The following is a 17,710-nucleotide window of genomic DNA, read 5'->3' as shown; positions in this document are numbered from 1 at the left end:
CGGACGCTTTCCGCGGGCATGGCTTCAGCCGCTTCCTTCGCTACGCTCAGTCCAGGGTCTTCAGCTCATGCTATCCCGCAGGAGTCGCCGCCTTCCGCTATTTTCATCTGTACCGTTCAATAGAGATAAATGTTGAATTGGCTAGCTATAGATAAGCAGTTTCTAAAGGGAGTCATAAAAATTTTACCCTGTTTTGTGAAATATCCTTTGGAGTGAACCCTAACAAATTGCGTCAAAACTCTAACTTATTCTTTCACTTCATTTCCACATGGACTTCCACGCCAAAATGATCGGACACCAATGGCTTATTGTCGCTGTTGAAGATGACTTTCGACGATTTGACGGCGACGGGTTCGGTGGACAAGATCAAGTCGATGCGCAAGTCTTGCTTGTTGTCGCTCCAGCCGGTGATTTTGCCTTTGACGGTGATGCCGGCGTCTTTTTCTTCGGCCAAAGTATAGGTGTCGTGCAGGCCGTTTTTCAGTAAATACGCATAGCCTTGCTGGTCGAGTGAGGCGTCGTTATTGAAGTCGCCCAGCAAGAACGTGTGGCCCTCTTTCTTCATATGTTCCAATAGTTGATCGGCTTGGTATTGGAACGGTTCGATTGGATCGAGCCACCAGCCCATATGGCAGGAATAAAATGTTATGGGCTGACCCGCATATTGGATCGTCGCGCCAACGATTTTGCGCGTTTTCGGAGAATGCTTGTCGGTGCTTTGGCTGACGAAGAAGCTATGCTCCTCGATCACCGGATGGCGCGTCAAGATGACCGAACCTTCTTCATAGCGGCCGTAAACAAGGTGGGAAAAGCCCCATACTATCGAGTATCCTGTCACGCCGAGTTGCTCGAGCTCCTGAAGCAGCACCTGCGCGTAATTGTCGTGTTTGACGATCCGTTCTGCTTTCCCGTCTATCGACTGGTTCACTTCCTGCAAGGCGATAACATCGTATTGTTTTTCGGCAATGGCTTGTGCCAGATAACGGATTTTCTCCATCTGGCTTTCTTCATGCCAGGCATGGCAATTCAAGGTGAGTAGTTTCATCGTGTTCATCCTTTCAAACTGGTGGTGAAGCATCTGTAAAAAGAAAACCCGGCCCGATGCGAAGAGACTCGCACGGATCCGGGTGTGTGACTAGCCGGGAAGAGCTGTTTAGACTTCTTCGCCAGTTGTGATTTCAATCAAGTCTTTCGTATTCGCGGCTACGTGGCCGGACATTTTGACGTTCACTTTTTGTCCTTCTTGAAGGCTGGTGAAGACAACCGGCGTGATGATGGATGGTGCGTGTTTGCCGATATAGTCAAGATCCATTTCCATTAACAATTGGCCTTGTTCCACAAGGTCGTTTTGTTCGACGTGAGCCGTGAAGCCTTCGCCTTTCAAGTGGACAGTGTCGATGCCGATATGGATCAATAACTCAGTTCCATCGTCTGCTTTCAAACCGATTGCGTGTTTCGTGGGGAACAAAGTGACGACTTCACCGTTAACAGGCGAGTAGACTTTGCCTTCAGCCGGTTTGACCGCAAAGCCGTCGCCGACCATTCTGCCAGAGAAGACTTGATCCGGTACATCGGTGATCGGCAGGATGTCACCTGTGATCGGGATGCCAAAATCCACTGTGCCAAGGCGTACAGGTGCATCGCCTGCGTCTTTGGTTTGGTCCATGATCTTCGATACATCTTCTTTTGTGCGCGGCGTTTTGCCATTCATGATGTCTTGCATTTGCCCACGCAAGTTGTCGGATACAGGTCCAAAGATCGCTTGGATGTTATTGCCGACTTCCATGACGCCGGAAGCGCCGAGTTTTTTCAATTTCTTTTTATCGACTGCGCCTTTGTCTTCTACACTGACGCGCAGGCGAGTGATGCAAGCATCCAAATGGGTGATGTTTTGCTGACCGCCCATTGCTTGGAGGATTTCGTATGGCAATTCGCCAACTTCTGCGTCGCTGTCTTCGTCTTCTTCTTCATCTTCACGTCCCGGTGTCATCAAATTGAATTTTGTGATGGCGAAACGGAAGCCGAAATAGTAAATGACGGCGAAGAACAATCCGACAACGATCACCCAGAACCATTCCGTTCTGCCCGGCATGACGCCAAACAGCAAGAAGTCGATGAGGCCACCGGAGAAAGTCATGCCGATTTTAACATCGAGTAAATGCATGATCATAAACGACAGTCCTGCAAATACTGCGTGGATTCCGAACAATACAGGTGCAACGAACAGGAATGCGAATTCAAGTGGTTCAGTGATTCCCGTCAAAAATGAAGTCAAAGCAGCTGATGCCATGATGCCGCCAACGACTTTTTTACGTTCAGGGCGTGCTGTGTGATAAATCGCAAGTGCCGCTGCTGGAAGACCGAACATCATGAACGGGAATTTTCCTGTCATGAACGTACCGGCTGTGAAATCTACACCGTCACGCAATTGTTCAAAGAAGATGCGTTGGTCGCCGCGGACGATTTCGCCTGCCGCACTTGTGTACGAGCCAAACTCGAACCAGAACGGTGAATAGAAAATATGGTGTAGCCCGAATGGAATCAACGAGCGTTCCACTACGCCGAAGACGAATGCTGCAAGTGTGCGGTTCGTTTCAAGCATGAAATAAGAAAGAGAGTTCAAGCCGCTTTGTGCAAAAGGCCAAAGCAGGTACATAGCAATACCGAGAAATAATGCGGTAAACGCGGTAATGATTGGAACAAAGCGCTTGCCGGCAAAAAAGCCGAGAAATTGCGGCAAGTTGATATTGAAGAACTTATTGTACATCGCCGCGGCTAGTATTCCGACGATAATCCCGCCGAAGACGCCGGTCTGCAAGGTCGGAATGCCGAGAACCATGGCATAGGCTGGGTCGGAAGTGGCCATTTCAGGGGTGATGCCACCGACCGCTTTCATGGTAACGTTCATGATTAAATAGCCGATGATCGCGGCGAGTCCCGCGACGCCGTCACCGCCAGCGAGACCGATTGCGACGCCGACTGCAAAGAGCAATGGCAAGTTGGCGAAAATGACGCCGCCGGCTTCTGCCATGACGAAGAGCAAGGACTGGATCCAGGGTGTGCCGAAAAATGGTACCGCTTCCACAAAAGTGTCTTGTGAAAAACTTGTGCCGAATGCCAGCAAAATTCCGGCTGCAGGCAAGAGTGCGACAGGGAGCATGAGGGCTTTCCCGACTTTTTGCAGTGTACCGAATACATTAGACATAAAATTTCCTCCTTTTTTGGTTAAACTTGTTGCGGATGAAACAGGGTGAGCGTATCTCGCGGAAGCTAAAGCATACAAAAAAGGCATGAGCGGAAAAGGCATCGGTAAAAAAGGGGAGAAATCCCCAAGGTTAACCGTTGTACCTTTTCATACTCATGCCTGATCGAGTCAGTAACACGTATGAATTAGTTTGTATGAGTCAAGCGCTGCAGATGAATGGTCAGATAAAGCACTTCCGCTTCGTCGACAGGCTTTTTTAATTGGTTTTGCATTACTTTAATGAGCTTCCAAGCCAGATTATAGCACACCGGGTATTCAGCTTTCAAGAGGGCTTCAAGTTTATTTTCATCCCCCAGCGATTCTCCCTGGTGGATACGGTCGATCGCCCGGTGCAGATGCTGGATTAAGCGATGGTAATTGACGTTGTCCTTGCTCAACTCAACTTTCAGCCCTTCTTCGATTAATTCTGTCAGGCGGGAAATGAGCGCGTGATCCTTGTTGATGTCGCGCAAAGATTTATCGGTCACGGCGCTGTGGATGTGGAGTGCGATAAACCCAATCTCACCTTCTGGGAAGACGATGCCCATATGATTCTGGAACGCTTTCACCACGCCTTTGGCCACTTGGTATTCTTTCGGGTACAAGGATTCGATTTCAAACAGGAACGAATTCGAAAACTGCATGTTCTGCTGGATGCGCTTGATGGCAAAAGACAGATGGTCCGTCAATGCGACGTGTATATGTTCATTCAACTCCGTGCCCATCTGTTCGGCAATATATAATAATTGGTCGTTGATAAACGCAATCAGGTTTTCGTCGATATGCGGCAGCAAGTTGACGTATTGTTCCTTTTCCGCCTCGTCTTTTAATAGGAAGGTCTTGTCAGCATGGTCGAACGAAATGACATCGCCTTTTTTGCGATTAAAGCCGAGCCCGTTGCCGATCAAGACGACTTCCTTATAGGCCTCATGGCGGGCGATCACGACATTGTTGTTCAATACTTTTTCGATGGTCAATAGCTGTTCCATGATATCCTCCGTTCAATCATCATTCCGATGATACTCGTAATTCAAGTTATACAGGAAATGGACCTGGGAAGACAAGCTTTGTCCCTGTGCACGGCACAATTCGGCTGAGGAGGAGTTTTCGGAAATGGCGGCGGCAGAGGGTTTTCGGGGCTTGGGAAGTTGTGTGCGTCCCTGTGCGCCACACAATTTCGTGAAAGCGAATACATTTTTTTGATTAATCTTTAAATTGGTATAGACAACTATACATATTCGCTTTATAGTGAGAAGCAAGAACACATAAAGGGGTGGAGTAAGAATGTTTGGTTTTCTACAGAAGATTGGTAAATCATTGATGTTTCCAATCGCGACACTTCCGGCTGCAGCGTTATTGTTGCGGTTTGGGCAGGATGATTTGCTGGGGATCCCGTTTCTGTCAGCAGCGGGCGCTGGAATTATCGACAACTTGGCGCTTATTTTTGCCATCGGGATTGCCATGGGATTGGCTCACGATGGAAATGGGGGAGCGGCACTTGCTGGGGCGATCGCTTATTTAGTGTTAACTTCAGCGATCGGCACCATTAACGAATCCATTAATATGGGTGTGTTTGCCGGGATTCTCTCCGGTATTGTCGGCGGATTGCTATACAACAAATTTTATGACGTGAAGCTGCCAACTTGGCTCGCGTTCTTCGGGGGCAGGCGGTTTGTGCCGATTGTCACAGCGGCGACGATGACGATTCTTGCCGGCGCGCTCGGTTATTTATGGCCGCCGGTGCAAGACGGAATCGATGCAGCGGGGGCATGGATTTTAAATGCCGGGATGTTTGGCGTCGGTTCTTATGGCTTCTTAAACCGCCTGTTGTTGCCGACCGGTTTGCATCATGTAATCAATACAGTCGTTTGGTTCGATTTCGGGACGTTCACCGATGCCAACGGCGAAGTAGTTCGCGGGGAAATCAACCGCTTCCTAAAAGGCGACCCGACAGCCGGGCCGTTCCTTTCCGGATTTTTCCCGGTGATGATGTTCGGGCTTCCGGCAGCGTGCCTCGCCATGTATATGGCTGCGAAAAAAGAGCGCAAGGCGGCAGTGGCCGGCATGTTTTTCAGTATTGGATTCACATCTTTCCTAACAGGGATTACAGAGCCGATTGAGTTTTCATTCATGTTCTTGTCACCGGTATTGTATGTTATCCATGCATTATTGACGGGCGTTTCGATGATGGTTGCTTATGCGCTCGATATCCATCACGGATTTGGCTTTTCAGCGGGCGCGATCGATTATGTGCTGAATTATGGATTGGCGCAGAATCCGCTCCTTCTGCTCGTCATGGGACTCGTAACCGGAATTGTTTACTTCGTGATCTTCTACTTTATGATCGTGAAATTCGATTTGAAAACTCCTGGCCGTGAAGACGAAGATGCAGAAGACGGGAATGCCTACGCTGGAGACGATCAATTGGACGTACGAGCGTACCATATGATTGAAGCACTTGGCGGAACCGGTAACCTGACGTCAGTGGGCTATTGCACAACGCGTCTTCGCGTGACCGTAAAAGACGCCGAGCAAACGAACGAAAAAGACTTGAAACGCCACGGTGCGATGGGTGTCATGAAAGTGAACAAAACCAATGTTCAAGTGGTCATCGGGACCGCCGTGGAATTTTTGGGGGATGCGATGAAGAAACGCTTGGCAGACGGCAACCCTGCCCCGGAAAACACGGATCAAGTTATCGAAAACGCACCGGATGAACAAGGCATGGAGAAAGAAATATTGGCTGAGGATTTTCTGATGCCAATCGAAGGGGAAATCATTCCTTTATCTGATGTGCCGGACGAGGCCTTTGCAAAAGAAATGATGGGGCCAGGATTCGGGATCAAGCCTTCCGGAAATATAGTTTATTCACCGGTGGACGGCAGGCTGGTCACCTTGTTCCCGACCAAGCATGCGCTTGGCATCGAGACCGATACAGGGATAGAAATATTGATCCATGTCGGATTGGATACCGTCAAATTGAATGGCGAAGGATTTGAGTCGTTAGTCGAACAAGGGCAGTTGATTCAACGGGGGGATGCTTTGTTGAAACTTGACCTGGATTATTTGAAAGCCCATGCGCCTTCTGTCATCACGCCGGTTGTTTTCACGAATTTATCGGGCCAACAACTGGATATGTTGAAAAACGGCTATCAGCAGCAAGGAACGGCGTCTATCTTGAAAATTAACTAAATCGAAATAACAGCCGGGGAGGTCGCATATGATTTTCCCGGCTTTTTCTAAGGAGGGATTCAAGTGAGTCCAACAGTATTGATTTCTAATGTCACCGTCGCCAGTGCAGGAGCTGAAAACCGGACAGCCGATCTTTTTGTACAAGACGGCAAAATTAAAGACATCGGGCAGAATCTTTCCCAGAAAGCCGATATCGAGATTGACGGAAGCGGAAAAAATTGGGTAGTGCTCCCGGGATTCATCGATGTCCATATTCACGGCGCTTCGGGATTCGACACGATGGATGCGACGCCGGAAGCCTTGGATGGATTGGCGAGTTCGCTCCCGAAAGAAGGCACTACTAGTTTTCTGGCGACGACAATGACGCAGTCGGATGAGGCGATTTCGAAAGCTTTGCAAAACGCCGGCGCTTTTCAGGCAAGTGACCAGCAAGCCGAGATGCTCGGCGTACATTTAGAAGGCCCGTTCATTTCCTCAGAAATGGCAGGGGCGCAGCCGCTAGAACATATTGCGCCGCCTTCTCTTGCTTTATTCAAAAAATGGCAAGAGTTAAGCGGCAAGCGTATCAAGCAAGTGACCGTGGCTGCTGAGGCAGATGGGGGCATTGAGTTTATCGAGGCGTTGTCGGCTGATGGTGTCGTTGCATCGATTGGCCATTCGAATGCCACTTTGGAGCAAGTCCAAGAAGCGATAAAAGCAGGCGCGAGTCAAGTTACGCATTTGTATAACCAAATGAGCCCGTTTCATCACCGGAGCCCGGGCGTGGTCGGGGCTGCTTTTCTGGAAAGAGCTTTGTCCGTGGAGCTGATTGCGGATTTTGTCCATAGCCATCAGCAATCGGTGCGCTTAGCCTACGAACAAATCGGCGCAAGCCGCTTACTGCTCATCACAGACGCCATGCGGGCAAAAGGCCTCGTACCCGGAACCTATGATTTAGGCGGACAAGACGTACAGGTGGGTGAACAGGATGCGCGTTTGCCAAACGGTGCGCTTGCCGGCAGCGTCTTGACGATGGAAGGGGCCGTGAAGAATGTCAAAGCAGTCACGAATTGCACATGGGCAGAGCTTGCGGCGATGACTTCTGCCAATGCCGCGAGACAGCTCGGCCTTGAACATAAAGGCGTGATTGCAGACGGGAAAGATGCCGACTTGGTGATTCTGGATGAAGACGCGAATGTCGTGATGACGATTTGCAGAGGAAATATTTCATACGCAAAGGAAGAGTTGCAATGAATATCATTACAGTCGATAATTACAGTGAAATGAGCAAGACAGCCGCACAATTGGTCGAACAGCAACTGTCAGAAAACCGTGAATCGGTGTTAGGGCTAGCTACAGGATCCACACCGCTCGGCCTTTATGAACAAATGATCAAAGGGCATAAAGAGCGGGGGATTTCGTATCAAAAAGTCCAAACGCTCAATTTGGATGAATACAGAGGCCTGGGCAAAACCCATCCGAATAGTTATTACACGTTCATGTGTGAAAAATTATTTAACCAGCTCGATATCCCGTTAGAAAACGTCCACCTTCCTGACGGCATCGCCCAACCAGTCGAAGAGGAATGCCGCCGCTATGAAGCCTTATTCGACAAGATCGGGCCGCCGCATCTGCAAATATTGGGCATGGGGACGAATGGGCATATCGGCTTTAATGAACCCGGGACTTCAGAACATAGCTTGACCCATTGCGTGAAGCTCGAAGAATCGACGCGGGCGAACAATGCCCGTTTTTTTACATCAGCTGAAGAAGTGCCGACGCACGCCATTACTTTAGGCATTGCCTCGATTTTAAAAAGTGGCAAAATCCTTTTGCTGGCTTCCGGCCAAAAAAAGGCGAAAGCGGTAAAGCGCTTGCTCGACCAAGAAATCAGTGAAGCGTTTCCGGCTTCTTTTTTATGGAAGCATCCGAATGTGACATTGATTGTCGACCGGGAGGCTTATCAATTGGTTCAACAAGAAAGGCGGTGAATCCGTTGCTAGACAAGCAATCACGTGTACCGATGTATATTCAAATTGAAGATGAACTAAAGCGCCGCATGGAGCAGGGCGAGTTTCCTGTAGGAGCCGCCATTCCGTCTGAGCGCGAATTGACGGAGCTTTTCAATGTCAGCCGCATGACCGTCCGCCAGTCCATTACCAATTTGGTAAACGACGGATTGCTGTACCGGGAAAAAGGACGGGGCACATTTGTCGCTTCGCCAAAAGTGGAGCAGCCGCTGATTGGCATGACGAGCTTTACCGAGGACATGCAGTCACGCGGTATGGTGCCGGGCAATAAACTGATCCGTTTCGAGACCATTACGCCGGGCCCGGACATTGCCAAAGAGCTTCAATTAGAGGACGGGGAAAAGGTATTTTATGTAGAACGAATCCGTTATGCAGACGATAAGCCAATGGCGCTTGAAAAAACCTATCTCCCAGTTAAGTTGTTCCCACAACTCAGTCAAGAAACCTTCACCGGATCTTTGTATTCGTTGATTGAGCAAGAGCAGCAATTAAAGATCAGCCACGCAAGCCAGCGCATGGAAGCGGCACTCGTGAAACCGGAAGAAGCAGAACTGCTTCAGATCCAAGTCCCATCTGCGATTTTGCTGATAGAAAGAGCCAGTTACCTGACGAACGGGCAGCCGTTTGAAGTCGTCCGCAGCATCTACCGGGCAGACCGCTATAAATTCATTTCTGAAATTCAACGTTGAGGAATTGGAAGCCCGCGGAACTGATCGAGGGCAAATCTCATGACTCATTTGAATACACAAGGGAGCTGGGATGAATGTTAACGGCATACTTTGAAAAAATACAAGAAAAGCTCCGAGTGATTGAAGCGAGTGAAAAAGACAATATGGCACAAGCGGCCCGTAAAGTAGCCGAAGCAATCGCGCACGGCCACATCGTCCATTTATTTGGCTGCGGACATTCGCATATTCTGACGGAAGAAGTTTTTTTCCGTGCAGGCGGATTGGTACCCATCCATCCGATCCTGATCGAACCGCTGATGCTTCATGAAGGCGCCGTAACGTCCTCCCGATTAGAGCGGCAGCCCGATTACGCCGCGAGCTTTCTAGCGGAACAGGATTTCCGTCCCGGAGACGTGCTGATCATTCTATCGACCTCAGGACGCAACCCGGTGCCGGTCGATGTGGCCATGCACGCTCGCGAAAAAGATGTCTTTTCGATCGGGCTGACGTCCCTAGACTATTCCCGGAGCCAGCCTTCCCGCCACAGCAGCGGAAACCATCTATACAACGCTGTCGATCTGGTCATCGACAATCATTCTGTTGCCGGAGACGCCGTTCTTGCCTACGACAAAGTAAAAGTTCCATTCGGCCCCACTTCAACGGTTGTGGGAGCCACGATTTTAAATGCCATCTTCGCTGAGGCGATTAAGCAAATGGCCGACCAAGGATTCGACCCGCCCGTGTTTTTGAGCGGCAATATCGACGGCGCCGACGACCACAATCATCGACTTGTCGAAAAGTACCGCGAGCGGATTCCTTTGTTGTCGTGATAATGTCCCTGTGCACCACACAATTCGTATGGGGAAAAAGGCGGTGTTGCTGGGTTTATGTCTGGTTGCGTCCCTGTGCAAGACACAATTAAGCAGGAACCAGTATGGCAAAGATAGAAGTAAGAAATGGAAGAGAACCGAATTGCCGGATTGATTATCGAAAGGACAAGGGCTCGCCCACTGCAAGAGAACCGTGCAATAAAGACATGGCATATTGTAGAAAAGGGGAGAAGGCATATGAAAGCGATGGTCTGCACGCGTTACGGAACCCCGGAAACTTTGGAACTGCATGAACTTGAAAAACCGAGGCCAAAAGCCAAAGAAATCAGCATCAAAGTCCTGGCATCTACCGTCACGGCGGGAGATTGTGAAATGCGCAGCTTTACATTTCCCCCTTATTTACGGTTGCCGATGCGTTTGCTATTCGGTGCTCGCAAGCCGCGAATGAAAGTCTTGGGGCAGGAGTTTGCCGGCGTGGTGGAAGCGGTCGGGGAGAGCCAGACACATTTCGAAATAGGCGATCGTGTAGTCGGGTCGACCGGGATGAAGCTCGGTGCGAATGCTGAGTATGTCTGTTTGCCGGAGCGCTATGCGATTGTCCGTATGCCAGACGAGCTTGATTATGAACAGGCCGCCACGATTCCTACAGGTGGAATGAACGCATTATTCTTCCTCCGGAAAGCCAATGTCCAAGCCGGGCAAAAAGTATTGATCATCGGAGCAGGCGGCAGCATCGGCACCATCGCCGTCCAGCTTGCGAAACACGAAGGCGCTGAAGTGACAGCGATCGACCGGCAGGAAAAATTGGATATGCTTTTATCGGTCGGGGCGGACAAGGTCATTGATTACGAGCGAGAAGATTTTACGGCGAATGGCGAAACTTATGACGTCATTTTTGACATCGTCGGGAAAAATACATTCGCGCAAGCTAAGGGTTCATTGAAACCGACGGGCATTTACTTGATCGGCAATCCGAGCCTTAGCGAAGTCCTGCAGAAATTTAAGGGGAGAAGAAAAGGCGCGGGGAGAGTATATATGGGCGTAGCGAATTATAAAGCCGATGATTTGCGCTATTTAGTCGAGTTGTTTGCGGCTGGGCAGATGAAGGCAGTCATCGATCGCACGTATCCACTCGACGAGCTAGCTCAAGCGCATCGTTATGTGGAGAGCGGGATGAAAGCAGGGAATGTGGTTATGGTGCATTGAACGTATGTGTCCCTGTGCAAGACACAATTCGCTGAGCGGTGAATGTTGTTGTGACAGCTTTTTTAGATGATGTGGACTGAAAATGTCCCTGTGTAAGACACAATTTCTAAGTGAGAAAAAAAGGAACAAAGCTCCCGATTATACGAGAGCTGTGTTCCTTTTTTGCTTGAATTGTGTGGTGCACAGGGACAAAACCAGCGCCAATCGGAACAAAAACGCCGTCAAATCAGCGTTCTGAAAGAGGCGCCAGCAGTTGAATTGCGCGGTGCACAGGGACGAAGGTCAAGTTTTACCCTTCCCGCACGACCACTTCGATATGGCGGAAGCTGGCGACATCGAACAAACCGCGGTCGGTCAGTTTTAGGTGGGGGATGACCGGCAGTGATAGGAACGACAAGGTCAGGAATGCATTGAAATGGGTCGGGGCGCCGATCTGCAACAGGCTTTCGTCAATTGCCTTTAGCTGGTCGTAGACGTCGGGAAACGGTTCGCTGGACATCAATCCGGCAATCCGCAGCGGCAGGGTGGCCAGGATTTGGCCGTTTTGGACGACGACGAGCCCGCCTTGCAGCTCGTGAAGGGCGTTGATGGCGATGAGCATGTCTTCGTCATTTGTTCCGACGACAATTACATTGTGGGAATCGTGTGCAACGGTGGTGGCGATGGCACCATCTTGAAGGCCCAGCCCTTTGACGATGCCGAGGCCGATATTGCCGGTTGCCCGGTGGCGTTCGATGACGGCGATTTTCAAATGGCCGCTTGCGGCGTCTGAAACAAAATTTCCGTCAACAACGGGGACGTCTTCGATGACATGCTCGGTAATCAATTTGTTCGGGTTAATGCCGATGACGTGCGCTTTTGTGCTGGTGCCCATCGGAATTTGCAGATCTGCCAGAGACAGTTCGGGCAAGCGGACCGTATCGTGGACAGCTGAGGGATCGCTCGCTTCTTGGACGGGGCCGGTATAGCGGCCATCTTTCGCCGCTAATTGGCCGCCTTTATAGACTTCAGCAATCATAAAGTCTTCCAATCGATCAAGCAGCACGAAATCCGCATCGTAGCCTGGGGCAATGGCGCCTTTTCGATGCAAGCCGAAGCATTGGGCGGCGTTGAGAGTCGCCATTGAAATGGCTGTGATGGGGTTGATGCCATGGCGAATCGCTGTCCGGACATTGTAATCGACGCTGCCTTCGTCGATTAAATCGTCGAGATGCTTGTCATCTGTACAAAACAAACAACGGTGCGCGTTTTGTTCGGTGACGCCTTCAAGAAGGGCGTTCAAGTCTTTTGCGACCGAACCTTCGCGCAGCATGACGTAAAGCCCGCGTTCAAGGCGCATCGCCATTTCTTCTTTTGTTACACATTCATGATCTGTCAAAATGCCGGCCGTGCCGTAGACATTAATGTCGTTAGCGGTGAGGCCAGCCGCATGACCGTCAATTTGGCTGCTTAACAAAAGTTTGTCGAGCATCGCCTCGTCGCCATTGAGGACAGCCGGAAAATCCATCACTTCCGCTAGGCCCAGCACTTGGTCGCGTCCGACAAAAGGCCGCAAATCCTCCGCAGAAAGTCGAGCTCCCGCATTTTCAAAAGGCGTCGCAGGGACGCAGGACGGCAACATCATTTTAATGTCCAGCAAGGCTGACTCTGCATCTTTCAACATAAATTCAAGTCCTGCCACTCCACTGACATTGGCGATTTCATGCGGATCGGTGATGACGGTTGTCACCCCGTGCGGCAAGACAATTTGCGAAAATTGCTGGGGCGTTACCATTGATGATTCGATGTGGACGTGGGCGTCGATTAAGCCGGGGGCAAGGAATTTGCCCCTTGCATCGACTTCCTGAATGCCTTCATAGTCGCCAATGCCGACGATCACGCCGTCGCATACCGCGACATCTCCGGTCGTCAAGGTTTTGGTGAAGACATTGACAATCGACGCATGGCGGATGACAAGATCTGCTTTTTTCTCTTTATTGGCTACGGCGATCCTGTTTTTCAGTTGGGCTTTTGTCATGGGGCAGCACGCTCCTTTGTTTGATTGAGTGGGGATTGGATATAGTTTTGCTCTATTCTACAGTGTAATGTCCCTGTGCACCACACAATTCGAGCGGCGTAAATCGCGTCATTAGTGACAGGGAAATCGAAAATGTCCCTGTGCACTACACAATTACACCACATAAATGGTTTTTTTAAGGTTTAGCTGAGATTGAGGATTTTCTCCATGACCTGTTGCGCATGATTGGTAAAAAAATCCGTAATTTTCAATAAAATGAGTCCTATTAGCATGCATATTTCGAAGGAATCATGATAAAATAACTACGATAAGCTTTAACGTCCTGAGGGTTATCTAACGTTATTAAATGTTTTCGAAAATCGACAGGCTAAAAGGGGGAGAATGTTAATGAATCATGTTAAAAAAATGATGATTTATACTTTGATGGCCATCATGGCATTGACGGGGGCAAGCAGTGGTGTTCTAGCAAATGAGACCACAGCAGTAGAGCATTCACAAGTTTACGAAGTCCAAGATCTGCAAGAAGCTAACTATTCCAAAAAAGTGATAAAGGCGGTTAGCGAAACCATGGGGATGGATGCAGATTCCTATGATGCAATATCGGTTATTAACCAGTTGCCAAAAATCAAAGTGTGGGAATATTACTTGGCTTCGTTTGGCAAAAAGGTAAAAGGCAAGGAAGTTCGGTGCGCAGTCGAGGAAGTTTTTGATATTGATTTAGACCTCGTCTCAAAAAATGACTATGGCAGCAAACTGGCGATTTATCCGGCGCCTGTCATGGAAACTTTGCGCCTATCTTTGAAGCAAGATCCCACTTCAACCAAAAAAGACGAGTTCATCATGAACATGCCGAAAAATGAAGTCATGGACCGCTATATCAAACAATCGAATTATGCTCTAACGGGAGCGCAATTGAGTTTATTGGTCAATCAAATCTTCGGCGTTAATTTAATGGGAATTTCAAGCTTGCAAGGCAAACAGCTTGCCATCAATTCCAAAGGGCAATGGATTGTAAAGGGAGAACAGGATTTGGTTCTTTTGGAATCAAGTCTTGATGATGTGGATGTGTTCGTCTATGCAGGCCCTTATCTTGAGGGATTGACCGGCACAAAAGCCTTGCCTGAAGAATTGATTGTCAAGTTGACTGCAATCGGTTTTGTCTATCAAGAGGAAAATGATCGACTTTATTATCGAAATCCAACAGGTGAGTCTGTACCAGATGCATTTAAAGGACAAGTTATCGGCATTTTGCTAGGCTTTATTGCGGAAGTAGCATCTCGTTAATGACTTTTAACCTATTTAAGCTCTTTGCGATTGCCATACAGGCAAATGCAGAGGGCTTGTTTTTTTCGACCATTGTATGCGTGAATATGATAGTTTTGGAATATTTGCGATTAATTTTACATAGCTAATAGGTTAAAGTTGTTAAAAAATAAAAGCACAAGGGATATACAAGTGCTTTTGTTAGTGAATGGTGAAATAAAAGGTAAAAGTAACTATTTTAGCTAGTGGATTTTGAGGTAATATAGTAGTAATCTATGCCAGCTTAAATGAAATGGCACAAATATCGTGTGAAAAAAGCTCTTGTTTGTTTTAAGTGCTGGAGCAATGAGCCAGTTATTGGAGGTCGGTATATATGATGGGAAAAAATCAAACAAGGTATTCGCGCTTAGCCCACATTACCAAATTAATTAACACCAACTTGGAGTTGCGCCCCTTGCTGGAGCATGTGGTCACGGCAATTTCCGAGGAAGTAATGCGTTGCGATTCTGTCGGCATTTACTTACCGCAAGAAGATGGCAAATTCCGGGGATATGTAGGGAAACCGGAAGTCATCAACGGCATGACGCTCGATATGCATGTCGTGGATACGGATTATGATTTACTAGCAAAAGAGGTTATCGAAACGCAACAGACCATCTACATCCCAGACACGTCAACTGATGGGCGCCCCGATCCGCGGGCTGTCGCGGGATTTGGCATCAAGTCTTTATTGGCGCTCCCGATTTCTTACGAGGGCGAATTATTTGGGTTGGTGTTCTTGTTTGACTACGGGATTCCGATGGATCTGTCTGCAGATGAAATCCAGACTGTGGAAGCGTATGTCAATATGGCTGGAGTCGCGATTCGGAATGTCAAAAACTTGAAGCGAAAAGAAAGTTTGTTGGCTGAAAAGCAGATGTTGTTGGATTTGACGCGGGACCTATCGTTGAGCTCAACCTTGCCCGAGGTATTGGACATTTGTCTCCACTATACAGGACAAGTTTTGAACATCGACAATATCGGCGTTCACTTGCTCGATCCGGTCGCCGGTGCGAAGTTGAAACCCTCCTATTTAAGTGATAAGAGCAAATGGACGGAAGAAGATTGGCTGAAAAAGCATGAGGAGATGGAGTTTGACCCTTCGGTAGATCCTGCTTTTGCAGCGGTCATGAAGACCAAGAAGCCTCTATATATTCTGGATGTGGAAAAAGACAGCCGGGTAAACCAAGAAGTTTGCGAAATGTTTGGCATTAAGCGAATGTTGTTCCTGCCTTTTGTCACGATGGGGGAAATGCTCGGGGCGATGGTGCTCGTAAATTTCGATACATCAGATCCGGTCTTTAGCGAATCGCATATTCATCTGGCCCAATCGATTGCGGAAGCGACCTCTTCGCTCCTGTCCAATTTATTGTTTATGGAAAAGCAGGAAATGATCATTCACGAGAGGACTTCAGAAATCCGTGTGAAAAACGACGAATTGCAAAAGGCGATCAGTCAGTTGGAGAATTTGGGACGTCAAAATGAACTTGTCTTGAGTTCCGTAGAAGACGGGATTTTTGGCCTTGATTTGGAGGGGAAAATCACTTTCTGCAATCGTGCGGCAGAAGCGGCATTAGGTTATGCAAAAGGTGAACTGATCGGACAATGCTATAGCGTCATATTAAATAAAGATAATGTGTTGTCGACGGCATCGTTGTCATTGAAACAGGATCTGAAGTTCCGAAAAAAGAACGGCGTCGATTTTTCGGTAGAGTATGTCGTGTCTGCTGTAAAAGAAGACGGCAAGATGATCGGGGAAGTCGTTACCTTCCGCGACATTACGAAAAGAAAGCAACTGGAGAAGGAAATTACCCATCTCGCCTATTACGATCATTTAACGGATTTGCCGAACCGGGTGTTGCTGGATTATTTTTTGAACCAGGAAATCGAAAAAGCGAAATTGACTGGACAGAAGTTAGCGGTGCTCTATCTGGATTTGGATCGGTTTAAAATCATCAACGATAGCCTCGGCCATAGCTATGGGGATATTTTATTGAAAAAAGTCGCTGACCGCATCAGCCAATATATGCCGGATCATGCGTTTGTCTCGAGACAAGGCGGGGATGAATTCACTGTCGTGCTGCCAGGATTCGACAGCTTGGCAGAGTTGATGGATTTGGTGGATTGCTTAGTGGATTCATTTACAGATCCCTTCGTTTTGAAAGGAAATGAAGTTCATATTAAAGCGAGCATCGGCATCAGCGCGTTCCCTGAAGACGGAGAAACGGCAGAAGTACTGATCAAAAATGCGGATGCTGCGATGTATAAATCCAAAGAAAAATCAGGTACGTTTTATCATTTCTTTAGAAGCGACATGAACACGCGGAACCTGGAAAGCATCTTTTTGGAAAATGCCTTGTATAAAGCCTTGGAAAACAACGAGTTGCTCTTGCATTTCCAACCGCAAATCGATTGCCGCACCGAGCGCATGATTGGCGCCGAGGCATTGATTCGTTGGAATCATCCAACCAAAGGCATGATTTCCCCGGTAGAGTTCATCCCGACCGCAGAAGCTACAGGATTAATCGTTCCTATCGGCAAATGGGTGCTGGAATGTGCATGTGCTCAATTAAAAAAATGGCATGACGAAGGCCGAACAGAGCTTTCGGTGTCGGTCAATTTGTCCGGCCGACAATTTGAAGAAGATGATTTGGTTTCCATGATTGAAGGGGTACTAAAGCAGACAGGGATAAATCCAGAATCTCTGCACATCGAATTGACCGAGAACCAGATTTTCCGGAATACCCACATGACGCTCGACAAAATGAGGGAACTCAAGATGCTGGGCATTAAAATCGCCTTGGATGATTTCGGCACGGGGTATTCATCACTCGGGTATTTGAAAAACTTTCCAATCGATACCTTGAAAATAGACAGATCCTTTATGGTCGATATTTTAACCGACAAAAACAATGCGGCCATTACGAGCACAATCATCACGCTTGCGCAAAACTTGGGCTTGGATGTTATTGCAGAAGGAGTGGAGACCAAAGCGCAATTGGCGTTTTTGTCAGCTAAAGATTGCTTTTACATTCAAGGGTATTATTATAGCAAACCTTTAGGGGCGGAAGAATTGGCTGCATATGTCGAAAGCGTTGCGCCTATTTCAAGCAGCGATTCCAGGCATTTATAAACCATCTAGAATAGACCATGTCTCCATTCAAAGCTCTGCCAGTTCAAACTGGCGGAGCTTTTTTGTGCAACGAAATCCAGTGCTTCAAAATTGACGGACTGCGGCAATC

At 48.3% G+C, this 17,710-nt stretch carries 12 protein-coding genes; 8 read left to right on the top strand and 4 right to left on the bottom strand.

Annotated features, from left to right (window positions below; all coding sequences use genetic code 11):
• Positions 1-253: 253 nt before the first annotated feature.
• The 3 genes from AY633_RS09630 to glcT form a co-directional block, all read right to left on the bottom strand.
• Positions 254-1,045: an endonuclease/exonuclease/phosphatase family protein gene (locus AY633_RS09630; RefSeq protein ID WP_068488161.1), complete on the bottom strand. Its 792-nt coding sequence runs from the start codon at positions 1,043-1,045 to the stop codon at positions 254-256.
• A gap of 108 nt (positions 1,046-1,153) precedes the next feature.
• The gene (gene ptsG, locus AY633_RS09625) at positions 1,154-3,205 is read right to left on the bottom strand and encodes a glucose-specific PTS transporter subunit IIBC (protein ID WP_068488160.1); all 2,052 of its coding nucleotides are present in this window, start codon (positions 3,203-3,205) and stop codon (positions 1,154-1,156) included.
• 185 nt (positions 3,206-3,390) lie between these two features.
• Complete coding sequence (glcT, locus tag AY633_RS09620; RefSeq protein WP_068488159.1) at positions 3,391-4,233, bottom strand: glucose PTS transporter transcription antiterminator GlcT; 843 nt, start codon at positions 4,231-4,233, stop codon at positions 3,391-3,393.
• A gap of 295 nt (positions 4,234-4,528) precedes the next feature.
• Here glcT and nagE point away from each other — a divergent pair, with 295 nt between their 5' ends.
• The 6 genes from nagE (at position 4,529) to AY633_RS09590 (ending at position 11,149) form a co-directional block, all read left to right on the top strand.
• The gene (nagE, locus tag AY633_RS09615) at positions 4,529-6,436 is read left to right on the top strand and encodes an N-acetylglucosamine-specific PTS transporter subunit IIBC (RefSeq protein WP_068488158.1); all 1,908 of its coding nucleotides are present in this window, start codon (positions 4,529-4,531) and stop codon (positions 6,434-6,436) included.
• 63 nt (positions 6,437-6,499) lie between these two features.
• A complete protein-coding gene (gene nagA, locus AY633_RS09610; RefSeq protein WP_068488157.1) occupies positions 6,500-7,669 on the top strand; it encodes an N-acetylglucosamine-6-phosphate deacetylase in 1,170 nt (389 codons plus the stop codon).
• Entirely contained in the window at positions 7,666-8,406 is a 741-nt protein-coding gene (nagB, locus tag AY633_RS09605; RefSeq protein ID WP_068488156.1) for a glucosamine-6-phosphate deaminase, read from the top strand. The genes nagA and nagB overlap by 4 nt, the downstream gene beginning before the upstream one ends.
• A 5-nt stretch (positions 8,407-8,411) precedes the next feature.
• Positions 8,412-9,134 carry a GntR family transcriptional regulator gene (locus AY633_RS09600; RefSeq protein WP_068460708.1) on the top strand — a complete coding sequence of 241 codons (723 nt, stop codon included), beginning with the start codon at positions 8,412-8,414 and terminating at the stop codon, positions 9,132-9,134.
• A gap of 74 nt (positions 9,135-9,208) precedes the next feature.
• Positions 9,209-9,943, top strand: a complete 735-nt coding sequence (locus AY633_RS09595) for an SIS domain-containing protein (RefSeq protein WP_068488155.1) — start codon at positions 9,209-9,211, stop codon at positions 9,941-9,943.
• Positions 9,944-10,180: 237 nt separating this feature from the next.
• Positions 10,181-11,149 carry an NAD(P)-dependent alcohol dehydrogenase gene (locus AY633_RS09590; RefSeq protein WP_068488154.1) on the top strand — a complete coding sequence of 323 codons (969 nt, stop codon included), beginning with the start codon at positions 10,181-10,183 and terminating at the stop codon, positions 11,147-11,149.
• A 289-nt stretch (positions 11,150-11,438) separates the two neighbouring features.
• On the opposite strand, the gene ade is transcribed toward AY633_RS09590, so the two are convergent.
• Positions 11,439-13,166, bottom strand: a complete 1,728-nt coding sequence (gene ade / locus AY633_RS09585; protein WP_068488153.1) for an adenine deaminase — start codon at positions 13,164-13,166, stop codon at positions 11,439-11,441.
• Between the two features lie 387 nt (positions 13,167-13,553).
• On the opposite strand from ade, the gene AY633_RS09580 reads away from it, so the two are divergent.
• Together AY633_RS09580 and AY633_RS09575 are read left to right on the top strand one after the other, a co-directional pair.
• Entirely contained in the window at positions 13,554-14,450 is an 897-nt protein-coding gene (locus tag AY633_RS09580; protein WP_260804553.1) for a hypothetical protein, read from the top strand.
• A gap of 355 nt (positions 14,451-14,805) precedes the next feature.
• Positions 14,806-17,601, top strand: coding sequence for an EAL domain-containing protein (locus AY633_RS09575; RefSeq protein ID WP_068488307.1), 2,796 nt, complete (start codon positions 14,806-14,808; stop codon positions 17,599-17,601).
• The last annotated feature ends 109 nt before the right edge of the window (positions 17,602-17,710 follow it).

Origin of the sequence: Planococcus maritimus, from assembly GCF_001592825.1 — a bacterium.
GTDB lineage: Bacteria > Bacillota > Bacilli > Bacillales_A > Planococcaceae > Planococcus > Planococcus maritimus_C.
Note: the sequence above shows the minus strand (reverse complement) of the source record. Positions and strands in the feature narration are given on the sequence as shown.

Excerpts from the sequence above, each read along its gene's own strand:
- ade (WP_068488153.1), bottom strand. The coding sequence starts at position 13,166 with ATGACAAAAGCCCAACTGAAAAACAGGATCGCCGTAGCCAATAAAGAG.
- AY633_RS09630 (WP_068488161.1), bottom strand. The coding sequence starts at position 1,045 with ATGAAACTACTCACCTTGAATTGCCATGCCTGGCATGAAGAAAGCCAG.
- AY633_RS09590 (WP_068488154.1), top strand. The coding sequence starts at position 10,181 with ATGAAAGCGATGGTCTGCACGCGTTACGGAACCCCGGAAACTTTGGAA.
- glcT (WP_068488159.1), bottom strand. The coding sequence starts at position 4,233 with ATGGAACAGCTATTGACCATCGAAAAAGTATTGAACAACAATGTCGTG.
- AY633_RS09575 (WP_068488307.1), top strand. The coding sequence starts at position 14,806 with ATGGGAAAAAATCAAACAAGGTATTCGCGCTTAGCCCACATTACCAAA.
- nagB (WP_068488156.1), top strand. The coding sequence starts at position 7,666 with ATGAATATCATTACAGTCGATAATTACAGTGAAATGAGCAAGACAGCC.
- AY633_RS09580 (WP_260804553.1), top strand. The coding sequence starts at position 13,554 with ATGAATCATGTTAAAAAAATGATGATTTATACTTTGATGGCCATCATG.
- nagE (WP_068488158.1), top strand. The coding sequence starts at position 4,529 with ATGTTTGGTTTTCTACAGAAGATTGGTAAATCATTGATGTTTCCAATC.
- ptsG (WP_068488160.1), bottom strand. The coding sequence starts at position 3,205 with ATGTCTAATGTATTCGGTACACTGCAAAAAGTCGGGAAAGCCCTCATG.
- AY633_RS09595 (WP_068488155.1), top strand. The coding sequence starts at position 9,209 with ATGTTAACGGCATACTTTGAAAAAATACAAGAAAAGCTCCGAGTGATT.